Genomic DNA, 18253 nt, shown 5'->3' with positions numbered 1-18253 from the left:
CAGAAGCAGAAGCAGAAGCAGAAGCAGAAGCAGAAGCAGAAGCAGAAGCAGAAGCAGAAGCAGAAGCAGAAGCAGAAAAGTATGCCGCCCCGCTGGCCAGCAACAACAGATGGCGTTTTACGGAGAACAGAAGATGAAACTGAACCAGCGTTTCTGGTTTTTATTGCACGGCTGGTGCTCTTTACCTGTCTGGCTGATTTTTACCGCCGTTTGCCTGACCGGCACTATTGCCGTGGTCAGCCACGAACTGACCTGGCTGACCAACCCCAATGCCAGAGCAGCCAACCCGGACAATTTACCGGCCCGGCCTATTGCCGAGCTGGTGGCGGCTGTAAAGCAACAAGAACCCAAAGCTGCCGTCACTTCAGTTATGGTGCTGGAACCTTATCTGGTGACAGCAGTGGTGTTTTCTACCGATAAAGTTCCGTCCGCCATTGCTTATGTCAATCCATATACGGCGCAGGTGCAGGAAATCAACCCCGGCATTAATTTTATTAGTTTTATGCGGGCCTTACATGGCTGGTTATTGTTCCCCTGGCAACAAAGTTACAGTGTGGGTTATTACCTGGTGAGCGCTATGGCGCTGTTGATGCTCGGTGCTGTGGTCACAGGCATGGTGATCTACAAAAAATTCTGGCGGGCGTTCTTAAGCCCAAAACTGCGGTTTAATCAGGGGCGAAAAACTTTGCTGGCCGATTTACACCGTTTAGCCGGTGTCTGGTCGATTTGGTTTTTGTTACTGATGAGCCTGACCGGCCTCTGGTATTTAATCCAGGCCACACTCTGGCATAACGATGTGGCTTTTTATTATGAAGTGGAGCCGCTCAGCACAGCTCAGGTGCCCGCTATCAGCGACAAAGGCGAAGCACCTGCCATGATCCCACTGGCCAAAGCCCTGCAAAATGCTCAGCAGTTTTTGCCCGAGCTTAAAGCTGCTTTTGTGCAAATGCCGGAACATAACCGCGATTATTACCGCATTTCAGGTTATGGCGATTCGGTGTTTTATGATCAGTATTCTTATACCGTCTGGGTGAACCCATGGAACGGTGATATTGCCGACAGCAGAGTACCAGCCCAGATGGCTGCACTGGAAACCGTGATGTCGATAGCCGATCCGCTGCATTACGGCACTATTGGTGGTTTATGGACCAAAGTGATTTGGTTTGTGTTTGGCTTGCTGGTGAGCGGTATGGCCATCACAGGTTTTATGATCTGGGGCAGTCGTACTGTCAGAGCCAGCCGTGCTGAACCACAACAGGCCACTAAGCCAGCAACTGGCGCAGCAGTTGCAACCTCAGCATCAACTGCCGCTGAAACATCACTGAATAAGGCCGCTTTATGAGTCGTCGCAACCATAGCTTTTGGCAAAAAAACAGCTTTTGGCAAAAAAACAAATTTAAACTCAGTGGCCTGGTGCTTATTTTACCTTTTTGGTTTTTATACCAGTCAATGAACCCGGTGTTTCCGCCCGCTTTGCCCAAAGCAACTGTAGGGCCATTTGAAGTCACCGTCAGTCCGCTCACCAAAGACGGCGCTTATTTACATCATGGTGAATGGGTAAAAGATTATTACCTGCAGCTGTGCGCAGGTTGTATCGAAAAAATCCGCCAGGGTTTTTTAGTGGTAAGTCGTGACGCGCCGGATTTTGAAAAGCTCAGCCAGGGCCACAGCAGTGTGCTGCACGGCACAGTGCATGGCCTGCATGTGCATGCCAGCACCCCGGAAAAACTTCAGGGTGGCGAAAAACTCTGGTTATTACTGGAAGACTGGCAAGGCAAACTTTACCAGCACAGCTGGGATTTATAAGCTGCTGTTTTATATAAAACTCATGTATTAAGCCGCGTTTAATCGCGGCTTTTTGTGAGCCATTTTTTTGCCAATAACTTAAATCGCCAAACCTCACTGCGCACTAACCCCCTCCATTCACAACTACAGTCCGGCACTCACATAGCACTAAAGTACCGTTGTCGAAATACCCCCCTGCGCCTAGCATCGGCTGATATTGGCGGCAGCATCACTGCAGCAGCATTCAAAAAAGGTGAAAGTTGATGAAAGTATTAATCACAGGCGGTAGCGGTGGTATTGGTTTTGCGGTAGCAACAGAATTTGGCCGCCAGGGTTATCAGGTACTGCTGGCCGATTTACATCAGGCACAGCTTGATGCCAAAGTGGCCGAACTGCGCGCTTTGGGTTATCAGGCCGACGCGCTGCTGCTGGATTTAAACTCCCAGCAATCCATTGAACAGGCCGCAGCACAGGCCGGTGCTGTGGATATTCTGGTCAATAATGCCGGTATTCAGCATGTGGCGCGGCTTGAAGAATTCCCCGAGCAAAAATGGCAACAACTGCTGCAGGTGATGCTGACAGGGCCAGCTATGCTGACCAAAGCACTGCTGCCTGGCATGCGCGAACGTAATTTTGGCCGGGTGGTGAATATTGGTTCTATTCATGCGCTGGTGGCCTCCCCTTTTAAATCGGCTTATGTAGCGGCTAAACACGGGCTGTTGGGTTTTAGCAAAGTGGTGGCTTTGGAAAACGCCGACTTTAACTTCACTATTAATACAGTGTGCCCGGCTTATGTACGCACTCCTTTGGTGGAAAGCCAGATAGCGGCGCAGTGTAAAGAACACAATCTCAGTGAGCAGCAGGTGATAGAGCAAATTATGCTGGCACCTATGCCGCAAAAAGCTTTTATTGGTGTCGATGAAATTGCTGCCACGGCACTGTTTTTATGCCAGCCGCCGGCACGGCATATCACAGCCCAAACTCTGGTGTTAGATGGTGGCTGGACAGCCCGTTAAAGCCCGGATGTCCAGGGTCAATAGCCTGGCCAGTGTAGCAGAGCAGCGTCGGGGCAACAGATTGGCAAGCCCCCTGACAATGGCAAAAAACTCAGGCACAATCAGGGACTTCGCTAAATGACACAAGCGCCATCTATGATCCTGAGCCAGGGCTCTATCGGGCTTGGCAGCATTGCTGCTTTATCCTTGTTGTATTTGCTGGTGCTGTACAGTGTCGGCCGGCTCGGCCGTCGTATTACCGGCGGTCATAAACTGGCGCCCTGGGTGTTTAGTTTTGCCCTGGCCATTTATTGTACCTCCTGGGCTTTTTATGGGGTTACAGCCCAGGCGGCAGTGAATGGCTGGTGGATCCCACCCACTTATATCGGCTCTTTGTTATTGTTCTGGTTTGGTTTTGGCCTGATAGCCCGTATTGCCATTGCCTGTCGCAGATACAAAATTACCTCAGTGGCCGACTTTATTGCTACCCGTTATGGCCATTCCCGGCTTTTAGCAGTACTGACCACATTAATAGTGCTCACTGCTGTGATCCCTTATATAGCGCTGCAACTGCAGGCCGTGTCTACCAGCATCAACGCGCTGGTGCAAAGGCCTGAGCATCCACTTTGGTATCAGGACACCGGCCTTTATGTCAGCTTATGGCTGGCGGTGTTTGCCATGTTGTTTATTGGCCGCAGCGCCAAAGCGCATCAACCTAACCCAGGGTTAATGACTGCCATCGCTTTTGAATCTCTGGTGAAACTGATTGCCTTGCTGGCAGTGGGTGTTTTTGTCTGCTGGGGTTTATATGACGGTATTGGCAGCATTTTTAGTCAGGCCGCCAACCACCCGGCGGTGCAGAGTCTGCAACAAAAAGCGCTGCCCACTTCAGTGTATTGGATCCATGTGCTTTTGGGTTTTGTTGCGACTTTATGTTTACCACGGCAGTTTCATGTCAGTTTTGTCGAAATTCAGCATTTAAAACATCTGCATCTGGCGCGCTGGGTGTTTCCACTGTATTTGCTGCTGATGAGCCTGTTTACCTTACCCATAGCCCTGGCTGGTTTAATGCTGCTGGGGCCAGAAGCCAATATAGATTTAGTGGTGCTTCAACTGCCGTTGTCGGCCAATCGCACCGATATGGCGCTGCTGGCCTATTTAGGTGGTTTTTCTGCCGCCACTTCGATGGTGATAGTCGCCACTGTGGTGCTGGGTATTATGATCAGCAACGACTTACTGACCCCACTGCTATACCGGCTGCAACAAAGACCGGTAGACGGCAAGCCACTGATTAAAATGGTAACTTTACGCCGCGCCTCGATGCTGACAGTACTGACGCTGGGTTATTTGTATTACCTGTTGATAGGCACAGAAACAGGTTTGGCCCAGCTTGGCCTGATGGCATTTGCGCTGATAGCGCAGTTAGCACCGGCTATTATTCTGGGCCTTACCAGTCGCAATATTAACCGTCAGGGGGCGCTGGCCGGCTTAAGTAGTGGTGCTTTTATCTGGGCTTATATTTTGTTATTGCCAGAGCTTGGCCGGGCCGGTTTAGTCAACTGGCACTGGCTGCAGCAGGGGCCTTTTGGTATTCAGTGGCTCGCGCCCTCCGGCCTTTTTGGTGGCCAGTTTGACAGCATCAGTCTGGGGGTGTTGTTAAGTCTCTCGGTCAATGTATTGATGCTATTGCTGGTCAGTCAGCTTAGTAGCACGCGGCTCAGTGAATGGCTGCAAAGCGGCCGTTTTTTGCGTCGGGGAAGCACAGAGCGCAGCAGTCAGGATGTTGAACTTACAGTGCAGGACTGTTATTTGCTGGTGCGGCGTTTTGCCGGTGAACGTGAAGCCAAACAGCTGCTGCAACGCCATTTAAAAACCAGCAGCCCCGACTTTAATCAAAAAGCGCCACTGAATTTACAACAAGGGGTGGAACGTACTTTGTCGGCCGTGGTCGGCGGCGCTTCGATGCGGCTGCTATTAAACGCCACCAGCAAAAACAGTCAGTTACCGCTGGAATCTGTGGCGCGTTTTGTCGACGAAGCCAGTCAGGTGTATTTATTTAATCAGGCGCTGCTGCGCGCCACTATCGACAATATCAGCATGGGCATCAGTGTGGTGGACGCTGACTTAAGGCTGATTGCCTGGAACCAGCGTTATCTGGAGATGTTTGCCTATCCCACCGGTTTTGTTGAAGTGGGTAAACCCGTGGCAGAGCTGATTCGTTATAACGCCGAACGTGGCTGGTTAAGCGCCAGCCCGGTCAGCCCGGAACTTTTAGAGCAGGAAATTCAAAAACGGCTGAATTATCTGCGTCAGGGCAGCAGTTATAAATTTCAGCGCCGCCAGCAGGATGGGCGGGTGTTTGAAATGCAGGGCAATCCGCTACCGGGCGGCGGTTTTGTCACCACTTACAGCGACGTCAGCTCTTTTATTGAAGTACAACAAGAACTTGAGCAAAGTAACAATACGCTGGAACAAAGGGTGGCCAACCGCACTTTTGAGCTTGAGCAACTAAACCAGCAACTGGCAGAGGCCAAAATGCAGCTGGAAGAACACACCATCAGCAAAAACCGCTTTTTTGCCGCCGCCAGCCACGACTTATTACAACCTTTTAATGCAGCAGCGCTGTTTTGTGGCCTGATCCGCGAAAAAGCACAGGACATTGAGATTAAACAGCTGAGTAAAAACCTGGCGGCTTCACTCAATTCCGCCGAAGAGCTGCTGGCCAGTATTCTGGAGCTGACCAAACTGGACTCTGGCGTCGTGCGCGCCGAACCCAGGCCTTTGGCGCTGCAACAGTTGCTGGAACAAAGTGGCCGCGAAGCTCAGGTGTTGGCGGCCGAAAAAGGCCTGCAATTTCGCTGTAGCTTAAGCTCGCTGACTGTGCAGAGTGATGGCAGATTATTAAAAAGAGTGATTCAAAACTTTATCAGCAACGCCATTCGTTACACACCACAAGGCAAAATTCTGCTTGGGGTACGCCGGGTGAAAAACCAGCAAGGCGAACGTTTTGCCCGCATTGAAGTGTGGGACACAGGCCCAGGCATAGATAAAGAAAACCAACGGCTGATTTTTCAGGAGTTTCAGCAAGGACCGCAGGCCGACCAAAAAGGCCTCGGCATTGGTTTGGCCATCAGCCAGCGCATTAGTCAGCTGTTAAACCATCCGTTGTCTTTGTATTCAAGGCCTGGCAAAGGCAGTTGTTTTGCCGTCACAGTGCCACTGGCCAAAGCTGCTGCAGTGTTGCCTGCAGCTTCTATGCTGCCGGAACTACAGGGTAATTTTGCCGGTAAAAAGATTTTATTGTTAGATAACGAACCCCAGCTATTGGCCGCAGTGACTGAACTTTTACGTAGCTGGCATTGTGAAGTGCAGCCGGTTGCTTCGCCTTTTGCTGCGGTCAGTGCGCTACAACAGGGTTTTCAGCCGGACTTATTGTTGTTTGATTATCATCTGGACCAGGGCGCGACAGGGGTGGAAGTGGCCAGTCAGCTGCAACAACATTTTGCCGTGCAGGCACCTGTGGTGATCCATTCGGCTGACCAGCAACAACAAACCCGCGACGACGCGCAAAATGCCGGTTTTCACTTTATGCTTAAACCACTCAAAGCCGCCAGCCTCAAACGTTTATTGCAGCGGCTGTTAAAATAACAACAGGCAGGGTAGCAACGTCACCAGAAGCGCAGTCGCCGGCCTTTTGCCATCATTCTCAATAGCAGGAGTTTTTATGCAGCATCCATTTGATGAACTGGTGATCAATCCAGGCACCACAGCCACAGCTGCCTTGATTTTTACGCCCTGCCCCGGCAGCAAAGGGGTGGATTTAAAAACCTCGTTACAACAACTAAAAGCCGCCGGTGCCAAAGTGCTGATTAGCCTGACGCCGGATGAAGAAATGATTGAGCTGGGTGTCACCGACCTGCCTTCGTTATGCCGCGAGCTGGATTTAACCTGGTTTCACTGCCCTATTGCCGACGAACAAGCGCCCGGCCTGGCCTTTGCCGAAGGTTGGGAGCAAGCCAATGCGCTGGTGCATCATATTTTGCGCCAGGGCGGTAAAGTGGCGATTCATTGCAAAGGCGGCTCTGGTCGCACAGGTTTAATGGCAGCAAAAATTCTGCTGGAGCTGGGGCTGGATAAAATAGATGTCAAACAGCGGGTGCAGGTGCTGCGCCCTTACGCACTCACGCTTAAAACCCATCTGGATTATTTTAATAAGTTATAGGCTTTGCGTTGGAACTGCCGCTGACGTGCAGCAACAAAAAAGCGGCTCTGAAAAGCCGCTTTTTGTGATTGAAGGCAAGATAAACAGCGCTTTATTCTTCGCTATTTATTCTTTGCTACTTTTTCTTCACTACTTATTCTTCGCTGTGTTGGCGTAGTTTTAACTGCACCCCTTTAATAAAATTGCGCAGCACCTGATCCTGACAAGCGCGGTAATGGTGATGATCCGGCCGGCGGAAAAAAGCGCTGAGTTCATGTTTGCTTAAACGGAAATCAGCCAATAACAAAATAGCCAGAATGTCGTCGTCTTTTAAATCCAGCGCAATTTTTAACTTACGAAACACAATATTGTGGTTCAGTTTGCTCTCAGGCTCTGGTTGTGGCCCTTCTTTACGGCCGCGTTTTTCAATAATTAACCCATTTAAAAACTGCGCCAGCTCCAGATCGCTAATCAGCACAGATGCCGGATCTTCGTCTTTTTTCAGCCAGTCACTGACCTGAGCCCGGGTCACTTCCAGGCCGGCATGGGCAAAAATGCGCATCATGCTGTTGTCATTAAAATCAAAGGCGTAGCGCAAGCGGCGTAAAATCTGGTTATTGGTCACAACAATGGTCCTGATATGAAGAAGGGTGCCGGTTTTTCAGCAGGCACAAAAATTGGCGACACTTTAACAGATTTTAAGCCGAAAATCCGCCGTACCGCCGTGTTATCATCCGGCCAACTTTATTGTTGTACCCAGGCTCGAGCAGTCTGGCACACACCGGGTGGTTAAGCTTTTGAAAACTATTGCTGTATTTGCCGACGTTCAGAATATTTATTACACCTGCCGCGAAGTATATGGCCGCTCTTTTAACTACCGTTTGTTCTGGCAACAGCTGCAAAGCCAATACAACATTCAATACGCCACCGCCTACGCCATAGAGCGCCACGACGACCAGCAACGCAAGTTTCAGGACGCGCTCAGGCATATTGGTTTTGAAGTAAAACTGAAACCTTATATTTTGCGCAGCGACGGCAGCAGCAAAGGCGACTGGGACGTTGGCATCACCATAGACGTGCTGACCCAGGCGCCGCTGGTTGATGAAATTTTATTATTATCAGGCGACGGCGATTTTGCCTTATTACTCAATACCATTCGAGAGCGGTTTAGCAGTCGCTGCATAGTACAAAGTGTGCCGGGCCTCACGGCCCAGGCTTTAATACTAAGCGCCGACGCCCACTGGCCTATTACGGCTGAGATGCTGCTTTAGCAAAACGCAGCCTTTAGGGCTCAGATGCCACCCTAATACTGTCTGTTGCTGCTTTGCCAGAGTTGCCCAAACCATCACCGGCCTCCACCTTTGCCTGTTTTTAACAACACGCCAGAAACTGCGTTTTATAAAACCAATACAGAACAAATGATTTAGCCATTGATTTAAATTTCTGAATTGAACCCACTGGGTAAATCCAGGCATTTCAGCTGCCCATAAAAAAAAGATCACAACAGCTGTAACAGTTGGGCTGCAGCAGACGACTATAAAGATAACTCCGGCAGCACAAAGGCCGGAGCACCACAAAATTGCAGCCAACCGGAGAATAAATAATGGATACAGTACTGACGACAGAGTGGGGATTTTTGCTGTTTTTTATCGCCATGTGGGTGCTCGCCACCCTTGTTGATCTGGCTGGCCGGCGCTGGCTTGGCAAAGACCTGATGAAATATCTGACCGGCGATAGCAGCTGTGGCTGCACTGGCGGTTGCTGTACTGGCAACAGTCGCAGTGCTCATAGCGGCAATCATAGCGGCACTTAATAAGCACAGTGATGGCGCAAACCGCGGCGTTTACTAAGGCCAACCCGCAGCGCGAACCAGCCAATCCGCTGCTTCGCGCCTCCCTCTTACTTTTAAATACCCAACTAAGCGCGCTGCGTCCAGCCTCTGATTTTTGCTGCCATCACAGGCGCCACTGCCACAACAAGCAGCACTAAAGGCCAAATGTTGCCGTCCTTAAAAGTGTAAGCCTCAAGCATCACAGACCATGACATACCCTGCCACCGGCCAATAGCGATCTCAAAAATAAGGGTAAGGGCAAGCCAGCCCAATCCAATGCCCCAAAGACTTGCCACCCGGCGCGTGCCAAGCCAGGGCAAGGTGAGATAAGCGGCGCTGAAAATGATCACCGACAGCAGCGCGCCACTAAGCAGCATGCCCCATGGCACACCAAGCCAGGGCAGCAACACCGCAGCCCGAAAGATGCCATTAAGAATGGCGAGCAGCAAAATAACTACCCAAACCAGCAGCGACCTGAATGCAACTGTAACTGTCACAAAACCCGTCCTTATTCTCTGATAAAAGTGGCTCTGCCCCCGTGCCAGCCCGCAACACTGACTGACATCAGGTGTTTTGCCGGCAGCTTATCCCCAAAACCAGCGGCCGCTGTTGATCAAACCAACAATCATGCCGCCCAAACCGGCACTAAGGCCACCCAAGATGCCAAAACAACACCAGAATAGCTGCGAGCGGTACTGCCGTTTTGCCTCGGCACTGGCAGCTGCTTTTGCCAATAAACGCGGTTTTACGGTTTGCCAGACCCGATATTGCAGATAACCCAGGCCCACGATAAAAAGCGTAAAGGCAAGTAAGGGGGCTACAGCGCCAGCAGTTAATTCGTAAGCCGCTGTCAGCAGCAGGCCACAACCGCCAACCCAAAGCAGCGCCTGATTGCGATAACGAATTAAACGACTACGTTCATCCGCGCTGGTCGCATTTTTGAGCGGAGCCTGCATGCCCAGCACCACCCCCAGCATACCGCCAAGTGCCCCCAATAAAGCGCCACTGAACAGCCAGCCAAATTTTGCTATGCCGCTACTTTGTGCCGCCATGGCGCTGGCCGTTGCTGCAGCAGCAGGTGGGCTGCCAACCAACAATCCGCTCAGCACCAGACTGCTAAAGCCAACACCAGGAGCAGTGGTTAAAATAAGCTTGCCGTATCTGGCCAGCAGCTGTTCTTTCAGCAGCTCACGTACCCGCTGCAGCTTTTTGCGCACATTGGCTTCACTAAGGCCCAGCAGACTGGCAACCTGCTGGCTATTTTGTTCTTCACGGTAAAACAGCAACACAATTTCACGGCTTTCGGCGGGCAATTCATCCAGTAAATTGCGGATAAGCCCGGCCTGTTCGCTGCGTAACAACTCCTCTGCCGGGTTGCTGTCACTGGCAAAACTTTCCAGCAAGGCTTCGGCATCGCTACCACGCTCAGTCTGTCCGTCTTTTTGTTCACGCAAAAAGCTGTAAGCGCGGTAGCGGGTAATTTGTCTGAGCCAGGGTAAAAAACTGGCCGGATTTTGCAGGCTGCTTAATTGTTGCCAGGCGGCAATAAATACCTGCTGGCACACTTCTTCGCTGGCATCCAAATCTTTGACAATTGCCAGCGCAATACTGCTGATGCCATTCTGACAGCGCTGCACCAGGCGGCTAAACGCTTGCAGGTCACCGGCCATGGCAGCCTGCACATCGGGTTGTAGTTGTTGTTCTATTGTCACTGACATGGCTGTTTACTCCTGTAAAGCCTGGCGCAACTGGCTGATAAACCACTCAGGTTCATCCAGCATCATAAAGTGGCGACTGCCAGTATTCATCAGTAAAGTGGCATTCGCAATGCCGGCAATTTGCTGCTGATACAATGCCTTAGCTTGTTCCTGATAAGCCGCCGGCAAGGCACCGCTGGCCCCCAACAACCAGACTTTACTTTGAATGGCGCCCACCTTTGGCCGTAAATCTGTGGTTAAAAGTTCGTACATCGCCTGACCCACACTGGGGCCATCAGAGGCCGCCGCCATCGCCAGTACCAGCTGTTGATGCCCAGCAGCACGGGCCTGAATGTCAATGCCGCGGGTTGCAGCAGCTTTGAGTTGTTCGCCCTTTAACTGCTGATAATAATTCTTCAGCTGTATCGCCTGGCTTTGCATATCGGCCACCTGAGTTGCCGGATCACGGCTGAAGATGGGCGCTAAATAAGGCAGGCCATCCACAGCCACCACAGTGCCGATACGCTCAGGTGCGGCACTGGCCAGTGCAAAAGCCATAAAAGCACCCAGACTATGGCCAACCACAGCAGGTTTTTGCAGTTGTTGTTCGTCCATATAATGCAGTAAATCCTGCTGCAGCCTGGGTAACAGCTCACCTTCGATGGCTGGGGTACCGGCAAAACCGGCCACACTAATCAGATGAAGCTGATAATCCTGTTTTAAAGCCTCCGCAGTGTGCTGCCACACCCGGCTATCAGACATCAGTCCCGGAATCAACAGCACAGGTTTACCTTCGCCAATCACCTCCACCTGAAAACTGGCGGCAGTGTTCAGCTCGGCGGCTTTGAGCTGAGGTGCAATCACCCCCGCCACAATGCTCATGGTAATGGCAAAATAAGTCCAAAAACCTACTTTGGCTTTGGCGTTTTTCGCATCGGCCGGGGTGTTGCTGCTGTGCTCTTTGTTGTTTTGCATAACGGTATCCTTTGTTAAATAGGGGTTACCTTAACAAGTCGCAGCAGCAGCGCAGGGTGTGACAAAAAATTTGAATTATTTTCGCATTATTTAAATTTATCTATAAATAACAGCAGCTTAAATTATAAAATAATTTCTCAAAAACCAAAAGCAAGAACTGGAGCGCAAGAGCTACTCCTGACAGAGCAAAAGCCGCTAAGACGCAGCTAAGCCCTCAAAAACAATGGTAAAACTTTTAATATTGCCAAAAATATCAGCCACAGGCGTAACAGACTTTACCCTAATACCGTCCTTACAATGTTCCGCCAGTTCTTTATTCATCTCTTCAATATTAATTTTGCCCCAGAAGTTTCTCTTTTCATAAACATAAACAAACACCATAAAAAATCTTCCTTGTTTTACTTAACTTGCTATTTAACCAGGGAATAATCAATAGGATAACGCCACGTGCAGCGCTGGCAGCGAAGCAAAAGTACGGCCCGCAAGACGCAAACTGTCGCACTTAATCAGCAGCCCCTGAACTATCAGGCCCAAATTTAATCCTGTATCGGCTCTGCCGATTCTGCTTTTTTGCTTGGGTAAGTCAGCAAATAGAGCAGCACCAGAATACCTGCCACAGGCGCTAAGCTAATCAGTTGCCACCAGGGGCTGAGTCCGGCATCGCGCAAGCGGCGGGTGCTGGCGGCCAGCCAGGGGAGCAACACCACCAATGACGCAATCTGCGTTGGTAAGGGGCCGAGGGCTTCACTAAGCAGCTGAGCAAAGGCCAACACCATGGCCACAGCAAGCGCAAACCACCAAAAATCGGCTCTGGGGGTGGTGCCGGTAAATTCCAGCCCTGACACCACACCGTCCCGCATTGCCTTTAAGGCTACCTCGGTGGGTGTTGGCTCGCTTATCAGCAAACTTGCGGCCGGTACTTCAAGCACAGCGGCAAGTGCCCGCAACGACTCATTCGATATCTTGGCCCCGGATTCAAGCCGCTGAATAGTGCGCAGGTTTAAACCACTGAGGGTGGCCAATTGCTCCTGCGACCATTGACGGGCCAGCCGTAACTCCCGAATCCGGGTGCTATTTACATACATGATTTCTGCTCCTGCAAAAGGTCTCTGCTGCCCGCTATTATCAGGCCCAATGGCACTGCGCCGTGACGAAAAAGAGACGACAAAACCCCGACACGGACCCGACTTGCGCCTGATTTGCCGGTTTTGCCGGTTTTGACTCTGCAAGGCGAAGGGAAAATGGGCTCTTTAACACTCTGCGCTTAACACTCTGCCCTTAACACTACCCTTAACACTGCCCTTAACACTGCCCTTAACACTGCCCTTAACACTGCGCCCATGCGCCCGACCCCTTAAGCACGCCTGAGCCAAAGGCGCCGGATTACGCGGCTTATGATGGCGGAATGAATCGACCAGAGTTTAATAACCAGCGGCGACCAACTTCAAAGCCATACCACCCACTTTGTTGTCTTCACTCAGGCTGATATCAACTAATGCACCACGCTCTTGCGTACCATAATAAATGGAGAAGGAAGCACTATTTATCGTTAATTGCTCATCAAGATTGCTGGCTGGCGACAAACATACAATTGCCTTTTTTACCGCAACGGCTGCGAACTCAGCTGACGCATGTTCCATCAGATAGCTGCATACATTTTTAGCCGCAGGATAATCACCATGCTCGCAACGCTTAGCAAACAACACCGCCCCCGGCGTGTCTTTAAAGTTGGCACCCCAGGACGTGCGAAAGACCAACTGCCTGGTTTCGTCTGGTTTGACTGAACCAACAAATGCCCGAAGCACATCACAAAACTCTGTGGATTGCGCTGCAGCAGCAACCGGATAAATACCGCAGGCCAGCAAAAAACACATTGAAGTTACAGAAACTTTTATTGCCCGGCTCACTATTACCCCGCTATTACCCACCTCGCTATCACCCACCCCAGTTTCATCTCAGTATCAACTCAAGGGCGGGCAACTTGTGACAAGCGCTGCGGCCAAAATCCGGAAGCTGCAGGAGCCGGCTCAGAGCAGATAACCACCTATTGAGACTATGTTGGTCAGGCATTTGCCGCTTGATTGCTGCGAACAATGGCGTAGTAACAAAGAGCCAATAACAAAAAGCGCAGGAGCATTGAAATTATCCCGTTTAATTCTGCTGACGCTGATAAAAGATAATAACCCTGCAATAAAACAAGCGGAGCAAGCAATAACAGATAAAACTTATGGTCGGTGCTTTTGAACACAAACTTAGCTGCATAAGCTAACAACAAAAAAGCCAGTGCCAACGGCAGCGCGATAATAAAAAAATCGACCACAACAAAGGCCAAAAAAGCGGAAACGGGCATAAGCATGTTAAGAAGATCTGCAGACACTGATGCTGCTGCGCCATAACCAAAAATCACAACAGAAGCAACCGCCAGTGCAATACCTAAAATGAGCGCCATTAAATAACTTTTAAACTTCACCATCTACTTATTCCTTGTATGCATAACATCATGCTCAGCGGCATTTTTATATAATTTTGCTTTATGAAACGGCACTATTGTATTTAAACCAGATTTTTAAAGTTGCGTTTATTGCGTATAAAGAAACCTTGTCTGACAACAGAGCCGAAGGTTCTGGCACTTGATTGTTTCCCTTAAAAAACGCCACCGGATTATTTTCTATCACAGCCTCCCAACTATGATTTTTTCCAGCCACAGATGCCAGATATCGTTTTTGCGCCAAATGTTCAAACACATCACCTAAGGTGCTATTGATTGAAACTTTAAAGCTGTATGAATGAGGAGCATCACAATCATCCCCCATACAAACGCTGTCCCTTGCTACTTTTACCAAAACTTCCGTCATAGCGATTCACCTAACGCCTGAATAAAACCAAGCCGCAAATTGGCTTCGGCTTGAATGAATTGTCAGACCCCATCGACCGGCTGCCAAAAGGAAATGTCCGGCGGCCCGGCGAGAAACTTGCCAGCGGCCTGTATAAAGGACTGGATATGTGGCTGTTGCATATGCGGGCCAAGAAAAACCTCCTGGCTTGGCCAGGTTTCAATCAAAGTGAATGCTGTCGGGTCCGAAGAATCCTGCAGCATGGTGATGCCACCGCAATCCGGCTCCGAGGCCTGCACTGTTGCAACCAAGGCAGCAATCTCCCGCCGTGCAGTGTCAACCTGAGCCGGCAATGCACGGTACCTGACGATAACGATTGAGTTATTCATGGGCTCTCCGGACTTATCTTGTGGTGCCTAACTTTGAATTAGCCGCGCTGGAAGCGTCGGCTCAAATGAATTGTTAGCCGCCACTACCAACGAGCGTATTGATCTTGTCGTCCCACACTATGGTATTCACTAGCCAGCTATCTTTAGGCTTGTAGAAAGAGCATGAAAACTTTAGAGCATGCTTCTCATGCTTTATCAGGAATACATGCCTGAGCAGGCTATCACCAGCTCTCATCGTCTGCACATACTCTGCACCAAGCGACTTACCGAAACGCGGACCGAGCATTTCAAGCTGTGCCTTGGATTGATATCCCAAATTCTGGAGCTCTTCCTTCGGCAAGGGCCAGTAAGGCATCATGCTTTCATAAGCGCGATCATACTGTCCAGAGGCGAACAGTGCTGCAGCAGCGCTACAAATTTCCTGAGTCTTCTCAACTGTAGTCACGGACTCCGCCGATGCCGCGCAGCTGATGAGCAGCGCTACAGCGATTGCATTTATTCTCATATAACCACCATTTTGGAGCTAACGCACGCCTAAACGGCGAGCAACTTGTTTCGGGTCAAGCGCCAAAGGCGCGTTGTGCTGGCATTTGTTATATGCCGGTTTCAATTTTTAAGTAGCGATTTTTGCCTAACGAAATGTAATAGAGCGGCAGAAATATAAATTTAAAAAAGTTAGATCCAAAAGAATTCTTCAGCACAATTCTTCCAGAACGAATATCACAAACATTAAATTCCGGGCTTGAACACCAATCGATAACCCCCTTCAGCGTTTTGCTACCTTCAGGCAGCGTTATTGTTTGTGTTGTGCCACGTTTTATAACAGCTATTTCTTTACCGTCCACCAACAAATGATAGTCACGAGCCATATCTGCAAATTGTTTTGGTCTTGTTACTTCGATTTCCATTACAACCTCGTAGGTATATAACTATCGCCTAAACGGCGAGCAACTTGTTGCGAGTCGAGCCGCAGGCGCGATGTGCTGGCGTTTGTTAGGTGTCATCACTACCAAAACAATAATATAAACCTACACATATCCAGACAAATATGCTTATCAAAAACGAGCCGGGCTTTTCCGCCAAATAAATGTCTCCACCTCGCCCAGGAATAACACCAAAATACAAAACAGCAATTATTGATATTGGCCAGATAAGCAAAATTAAAATTCGTGCTTTCTTTAAATCTGACTTTTGTGATTTGAACTGATTAATTTCGTTGTCACTCAAGTAAGGAGATTTTTTAGCATCTAATCGAGTGATCATTTTTTCAAGATTTCTTTTATCTTCAGCACTTAAAGTGCTGTCCGAAATCAGGATGTCTTTCATCTCATAAACAGAGTTTTTTTCAAAACGAGAGAAGATCATCTTAACCACCTAACTACCAAATTTAGCGCGGGAAAACGCGTATGCGTTTTGCCGTCGCAGCCCATGCGCAGCGTGGGCGATTAACATTTGCTTGTTAGGGTTAATAAATATTTAATTTTATCTATCCTGTGAAATGCAAAGTACACTTTCAATCGGCATAGTATTGGAAAACAATACGAGTTACTAAGTCATTGTTATAATGAAAACTAACCTCTTCGGTCTCACCGATATATCTGAGTATATTGTTTTCATCTGCTGTCGGCTTTCCTAACACCATTACTACTTTTGATTTTTTTTGACCAACATTTAAATCATATAATATTGGCCATTTACTTGAAGACACATATACAGAAGTAAATTGAACATGTGGACCAGACACATGGTCTTCAACGACACGGCAATAAACTTCAAGCCCATCTTTGAAAATAAAAATGTAGTTCGGAATTTTGGCGTTATCAATAAAAGGGTTGACCTCATATTCCTTCGATTCTTTTGTAACAACACCTAGATCTCTAATTTGATCAATCGATAGCCCCTTCAAAAATTTCGGACCATACCATGCAAATTTATCTATGTTTTTTTCCGTATTTTCAGCTTCGGCAACAAAAGAGAAGAAAATAATAAATATGAGTGAAAGGATTCTCATGATTCACCTAACGCCCCAAGCGGGGGCAATTTTAAGCTGGCCAAAATTAGGAGCGAAGCGACGGGAGCCAGCTTAAAATTGCCCCATTGACTTGGCTTGTTAGGCTTACTTTTATAACGATAGATAATATTCAGCATAAAAACTTTGCATAAATTCCAAAGCTTCATATTCCGACAAGTTGTATTCATCACTCATTAAATTTTTAAGATTTTCTTGGAATTTTGCAGTCTCTTTGAATATTTGAAATTTTCGTCGTTTATACGTTTCAAACTCAGTCTCCACTAAATCAAGATGTTCTATAATCACCCCTCGATTTATCCGTAAAACAATGTATTTTTCATAGCTTGACCCATACCCCATATGAACATAGTTGGTGATTTTCCCGTGGGGAATAATTAACACTCCAGAATACCAGTAAGCAATAATTTCTTTTTTATTAGGTAAGATACTATTTAAAATACTCAAATCATCATAACTGTGCTCTTTAGTTTTTGAGATAACACTTATTGTGACATCTGTTAAAAGCAAATTACCTGCCTCAATTTTCCAAGATGCTACATAACCTCTCCAGTTTGCTGATGAAATGGAGGCTTCTTTTGGTGGTTCCCATTTAATCTCAGTTAAATACTTTTCTAACGGATTTGTATTTAAACGATATTTAACATGATTAATTTCGATTGCGTCGGGTGTTTGAGCTGTAGCGAAACAGCCAAATGAAATAAAACTTAACAATAAAAATACTGCAATATTGAATTTCACGCTCTCTCCCTGATAAGCCTAACGACGCCCGCAGCGGCGAGCGGAGCGAGTCCAGCAGCCGAAGGCTGCGTGCTGCCGGGCCTTGTTATGTGACGAGTTACAAGCCAATTTTATTCTTGAAATTCCCACGGGATTTCCTTTTTAAACAGTGCAATTGCTTGCTCAACAAGCTCTAGATCGAGTTCCTTTTTGTAAAGAGTTACTTCTCTGGTCTTTTTAGTGTCATCGCGAAAGACTTCCAGAATCATATTGTTGCCAGAATAAATCTCAATTCCGATTCCATCCCGGCTACCAACATCACTCGCTACAACGTACTTTTCGATCTTGGGGTATTTATCCATGTTCGTTACTCAGCGATGCCCACATAACGCCCCGCGCAAGCGCGCGAACTTGTTAGCGTCGCAGCAGCCGAAGGCTGCAATTGACGCGGCTTGTTATACTTGCTCTTACTTTTTGAAAATAGACCAGAATTTATCACGAGCATTATTTATTGATGTAACTTCATTTTGGGAAATTAGATTAAGTAAAATGCCGATAAATATAGATACCGCGGGAAAAGCTAGGCTGATGAGTTTTGCCTCTGGATCTGAGCGCTTAACGTCATTGATGATGACGAAAAAGTCGGGATCGAAAAAGTTTTGAATTGCCCCGTAGCCACTTACAAAACCAAATAAAATACATAAATAGCCGAAAAACTTTAGGTATTTATACTTTGCTATATCACTTAAATGCATCTTAGTTTCCGTACTCTGTATAACTATCGCCTAAACGGCGAG

The 18253-nt window shown here is 48.3% G+C and carries 24 protein-coding genes; 7 read left to right on the top strand and 17 right to left on the bottom strand.

The features are described from left to right. Positions 1-133 precede the first annotated feature (133 nt). The 5 genes from N3Z11_RS10305 (at position 134) to N3Z11_RS10285 (ending at position 7002) form a co-directional block, all read left to right on the top strand. Complete coding sequence (locus tag N3Z11_RS10305) at positions 134-1342, top strand: PepSY-associated TM helix domain-containing protein (RefSeq protein ID WP_260657094.1); 1209 nt, start codon at positions 134-136, stop codon at positions 1340-1342. After that, positions 1339-1806, top strand: coding sequence for a hypothetical protein (locus N3Z11_RS10300; RefSeq protein ID WP_260657093.1), 468 nt, complete (start codon positions 1339-1341; stop codon positions 1804-1806). The genes N3Z11_RS10305 and N3Z11_RS10300 overlap by 4 nt, the downstream gene beginning before the upstream one ends. A gap of 242 nt (positions 1807-2048) precedes the next feature. Then, positions 2049-2801, top strand: a complete 753-nt coding sequence (locus tag N3Z11_RS10295) for a 3-hydroxybutyrate dehydrogenase (protein ID WP_260657092.1) — start codon at positions 2049-2051, stop codon at positions 2799-2801. A 117-nt stretch (positions 2802-2918) separates the two neighbouring features. Next, positions 2919-6428, top strand: a complete 3510-nt coding sequence (locus tag N3Z11_RS10290; RefSeq protein WP_260657091.1) for a PAS domain-containing hybrid sensor histidine kinase/response regulator — start codon at positions 2919-2921, stop codon at positions 6426-6428. 76 nt (positions 6429-6504) lie between these two features. Beyond that, complete coding sequence (locus tag N3Z11_RS10285) at positions 6505-7002, top strand: tyrosine-protein phosphatase (protein ID WP_260657090.1); 498 nt, start codon at positions 6505-6507, stop codon at positions 7000-7002. Positions 7003-7135: 133 nt separating this feature from the next. Here the strand turns inward: N3Z11_RS10285 and N3Z11_RS10280 are convergent, their stop codons facing one another. Then, positions 7136-7606 (bottom strand): DUF1456 family protein, encoded by a 471-nt coding sequence (locus N3Z11_RS10280; protein WP_260657089.1) that lies wholly within the window; start codon positions 7604-7606, stop codon positions 7136-7138. A gap of 172 nt (positions 7607-7778) precedes the next feature. On the opposite strand from N3Z11_RS10280, the gene N3Z11_RS10275 reads away from it, so the two are divergent. Then, positions 7779-8252, top strand: a complete 474-nt coding sequence (locus tag N3Z11_RS10275; protein WP_260657088.1) for an NYN domain-containing protein — start codon at positions 7779-7781, stop codon at positions 8250-8252. 332 nt (positions 8253-8584) lie between these two features. Beyond that, on the top strand, positions 8585-8794 hold the full coding sequence (locus N3Z11_RS10270; RefSeq protein ID WP_260657087.1) for a hypothetical protein: 210 nt from the start codon (positions 8585-8587) through the stop codon (positions 8792-8794). A 104-nt stretch (positions 8795-8898) separates the two neighbouring features. Here N3Z11_RS10270 and N3Z11_RS10265 read toward each other — a convergent pair whose 3' ends face one another. From N3Z11_RS10265 to N3Z11_RS10190, 16 genes are all read right to left on the bottom strand, one after another. Further along, a complete protein-coding gene (locus N3Z11_RS10265) occupies positions 8899-9309 on the bottom strand; it encodes a hypothetical protein (protein WP_260657086.1) in 411 nt (136 codons plus the stop codon). A gap of 87 nt (positions 9310-9396) precedes the next feature. After that, complete coding sequence (locus tag N3Z11_RS10260) at positions 9397-10530, bottom strand: RNA polymerase sigma factor (RefSeq protein WP_260657085.1); 1134 nt, start codon at positions 10528-10530, stop codon at positions 9397-9399. Between the two features lie 6 nt (positions 10531-10536). Next, entirely contained in the window at positions 10537-11484 is a 948-nt protein-coding gene (locus N3Z11_RS10255; protein ID WP_260657084.1) for an alpha/beta fold hydrolase, read from the bottom strand. A 195-nt stretch (positions 11485-11679) separates the two neighbouring features. Next, positions 11680-11865 (bottom strand): DUF4177 domain-containing protein, encoded by a 186-nt coding sequence (locus N3Z11_RS10250; protein ID WP_260657083.1) that lies wholly within the window; start codon positions 11863-11865, stop codon positions 11680-11682. 155 nt (positions 11866-12020) lie between these two features. Continuing rightward, on the bottom strand, positions 12021-12569 hold the full coding sequence (locus N3Z11_RS10245; RefSeq protein ID WP_260657082.1) for a DUF805 domain-containing protein: 549 nt from the start codon (positions 12567-12569) through the stop codon (positions 12021-12023). A 336-nt stretch (positions 12570-12905) separates the two neighbouring features. Next, positions 12906-13349 carry a hypothetical protein gene (locus N3Z11_RS10240; RefSeq protein WP_260657081.1) on the bottom strand — a complete coding sequence of 148 codons (444 nt, stop codon included), beginning with the start codon at positions 13347-13349 and terminating at the stop codon, positions 12906-12908. Between the two features lie 197 nt (positions 13350-13546). Beyond that, positions 13547-13957, bottom strand: a complete 411-nt coding sequence (locus N3Z11_RS10235; protein ID WP_260657080.1) for a hypothetical protein — start codon at positions 13955-13957, stop codon at positions 13547-13549. Between the two features lie 58 nt (positions 13958-14015). Further along, complete coding sequence (locus N3Z11_RS10230) at positions 14016-14339, bottom strand: hypothetical protein (RefSeq protein ID WP_260657079.1); 324 nt, start codon at positions 14337-14339, stop codon at positions 14016-14018. Positions 14340-14401: 62 nt separating this feature from the next. Continuing rightward, entirely contained in the window at positions 14402-14707 is a 306-nt protein-coding gene (locus N3Z11_RS10225) for a putative quinol monooxygenase (protein ID WP_260657078.1), read from the bottom strand. 73 nt (positions 14708-14780) lie between these two features. Next, positions 14781-15212: a hypothetical protein gene (locus tag N3Z11_RS10220; protein WP_260657077.1), complete on the bottom strand. Its 432-nt coding sequence runs from the start codon at positions 15210-15212 to the stop codon at positions 14781-14783. Positions 15213-15300: 88 nt separating this feature from the next. Then, entirely contained in the window at positions 15301-15615 is a 315-nt protein-coding gene (locus tag N3Z11_RS10215) for a hypothetical protein (RefSeq protein ID WP_260657076.1), read from the bottom strand. Between the two features lie 85 nt (positions 15616-15700). Continuing rightward, entirely contained in the window at positions 15701-16072 is a 372-nt protein-coding gene (locus N3Z11_RS10210; RefSeq protein WP_260657075.1) for a hypothetical protein, read from the bottom strand. Between the two features lie 148 nt (positions 16073-16220). Next, positions 16221-16718: a hypothetical protein gene (locus N3Z11_RS10205; protein WP_260657074.1), complete on the bottom strand. Its 498-nt coding sequence runs from the start codon at positions 16716-16718 to the stop codon at positions 16221-16223. Positions 16719-16829: 111 nt separating this feature from the next. Next, positions 16830-17477, bottom strand: coding sequence for a hypothetical protein (locus N3Z11_RS10200; protein WP_260657073.1), 648 nt, complete (start codon positions 17475-17477; stop codon positions 16830-16832). 110 nt (positions 17478-17587) lie between these two features. Next, positions 17588-17818 carry a hypothetical protein gene (locus N3Z11_RS10195; RefSeq protein ID WP_260657072.1) on the bottom strand — a complete coding sequence of 77 codons (231 nt, stop codon included), beginning with the start codon at positions 17816-17818 and terminating at the stop codon, positions 17588-17590. A 105-nt stretch (positions 17819-17923) separates the two neighbouring features. Then, positions 17924-18211 carry a hypothetical protein gene (locus tag N3Z11_RS10190; protein ID WP_260657071.1) on the bottom strand — a complete coding sequence of 96 codons (288 nt, stop codon included), beginning with the start codon at positions 18209-18211 and terminating at the stop codon, positions 17924-17926. Positions 18212-18253: the final 42 nt, after the last annotated feature.

Origin of the sequence: Rheinheimera sp. 4Y26, assembly GCF_025245835.1 — a bacterium.
GTDB lineage: Bacteria > Pseudomonadota > Gammaproteobacteria > Enterobacterales > Alteromonadaceae > Pararheinheimera.
Note: the sequence above shows the minus strand (reverse complement) of the source record. Positions and strands in the feature narration are given on the sequence as shown.

Coding starts and splice junctions, on each gene's coding strand:
- N3Z11_RS10250 (WP_260657083.1), bottom strand. CDS start 11,865: ATGGTGTTTGTTTATGTTTATGAAAAGAGAAACTTCTGGGGCAAAATT.
- N3Z11_RS10260 (WP_260657085.1), bottom strand. CDS start 10,530: ATGTCAGTGACAATAGAACAACAACTACAACCCGATGTGCAGGCTGCC.
- N3Z11_RS10205 (WP_260657074.1), bottom strand. CDS start 16,718: ATGAGAATCCTTTCACTCATATTTATTATTTTCTTCTCTTTTGTTGCC.
- N3Z11_RS10270 (WP_260657087.1), top strand. CDS start 8,585: ATGGATACAGTACTGACGACAGAGTGGGGATTTTTGCTGTTTTTTATC.
- N3Z11_RS10305 (WP_260657094.1), top strand. CDS start 134: ATGAAACTGAACCAGCGTTTCTGGTTTTTATTGCACGGCTGGTGCTCT.
- N3Z11_RS10295 (WP_260657092.1), top strand. CDS start 2,049: ATGAAAGTATTAATCACAGGCGGTAGCGGTGGTATTGGTTTTGCGGTA.
- N3Z11_RS10230 (WP_260657079.1), bottom strand. CDS start 14,339: ATGACGGAAGTTTTGGTAAAAGTAGCAAGGGACAGCGTTTGTATGGGG.
- N3Z11_RS10290 (WP_260657091.1), top strand. CDS start 2,919: ATGACACAAGCGCCATCTATGATCCTGAGCCAGGGCTCTATCGGGCTT.
- N3Z11_RS10195 (WP_260657072.1), bottom strand. CDS start 17,818: ATGGATAAATACCCCAAGATCGAAAAGTACGTTGTAGCGAGTGATGTT.
- N3Z11_RS10210 (WP_260657075.1), bottom strand. CDS start 16,072: ATGATCTTCTCTCGTTTTGAAAAAAACTCTGTTTATGAGATGAAAGAC.
- N3Z11_RS10190 (WP_260657071.1), bottom strand. CDS start 18,211: ATGCATTTAAGTGATATAGCAAAGTATAAATACCTAAAGTTTTTCGGC.
- N3Z11_RS10245 (WP_260657082.1), bottom strand. CDS start 12,569: ATGTATGTAAATAGCACCCGGATTCGGGAGTTACGGCTGGCCCGTCAA.
- N3Z11_RS10215 (WP_260657076.1), bottom strand. CDS start 15,615: ATGGAAATCGAAGTAACAAGACCAAAACAATTTGCAGATATGGCTCGT.
- N3Z11_RS10255 (WP_260657084.1), bottom strand. CDS start 11,484: ATGCAAAACAACAAAGAGCACAGCAGCAACACCCCGGCCGATGCGAAA.
- N3Z11_RS10300 (WP_260657093.1), top strand. CDS start 1,339: ATGAGTCGTCGCAACCATAGCTTTTGGCAAAAAAACAGCTTTTGGCAA.
- N3Z11_RS10285 (WP_260657090.1), top strand. CDS start 6,505: ATGCAGCATCCATTTGATGAACTGGTGATCAATCCAGGCACCACAGCC.
- N3Z11_RS10220 (WP_260657077.1), bottom strand. CDS start 15,212: ATGAGAATAAATGCAATCGCTGTAGCGCTGCTCATCAGCTGCGCGGCA.
- N3Z11_RS10235 (WP_260657080.1), bottom strand. CDS start 13,957: ATGGTGAAGTTTAAAAGTTATTTAATGGCGCTCATTTTAGGTATTGCA.
- N3Z11_RS10225 (WP_260657078.1), bottom strand. CDS start 14,707: ATGAATAACTCAATCGTTATCGTCAGGTACCGTGCATTGCCGGCTCAG.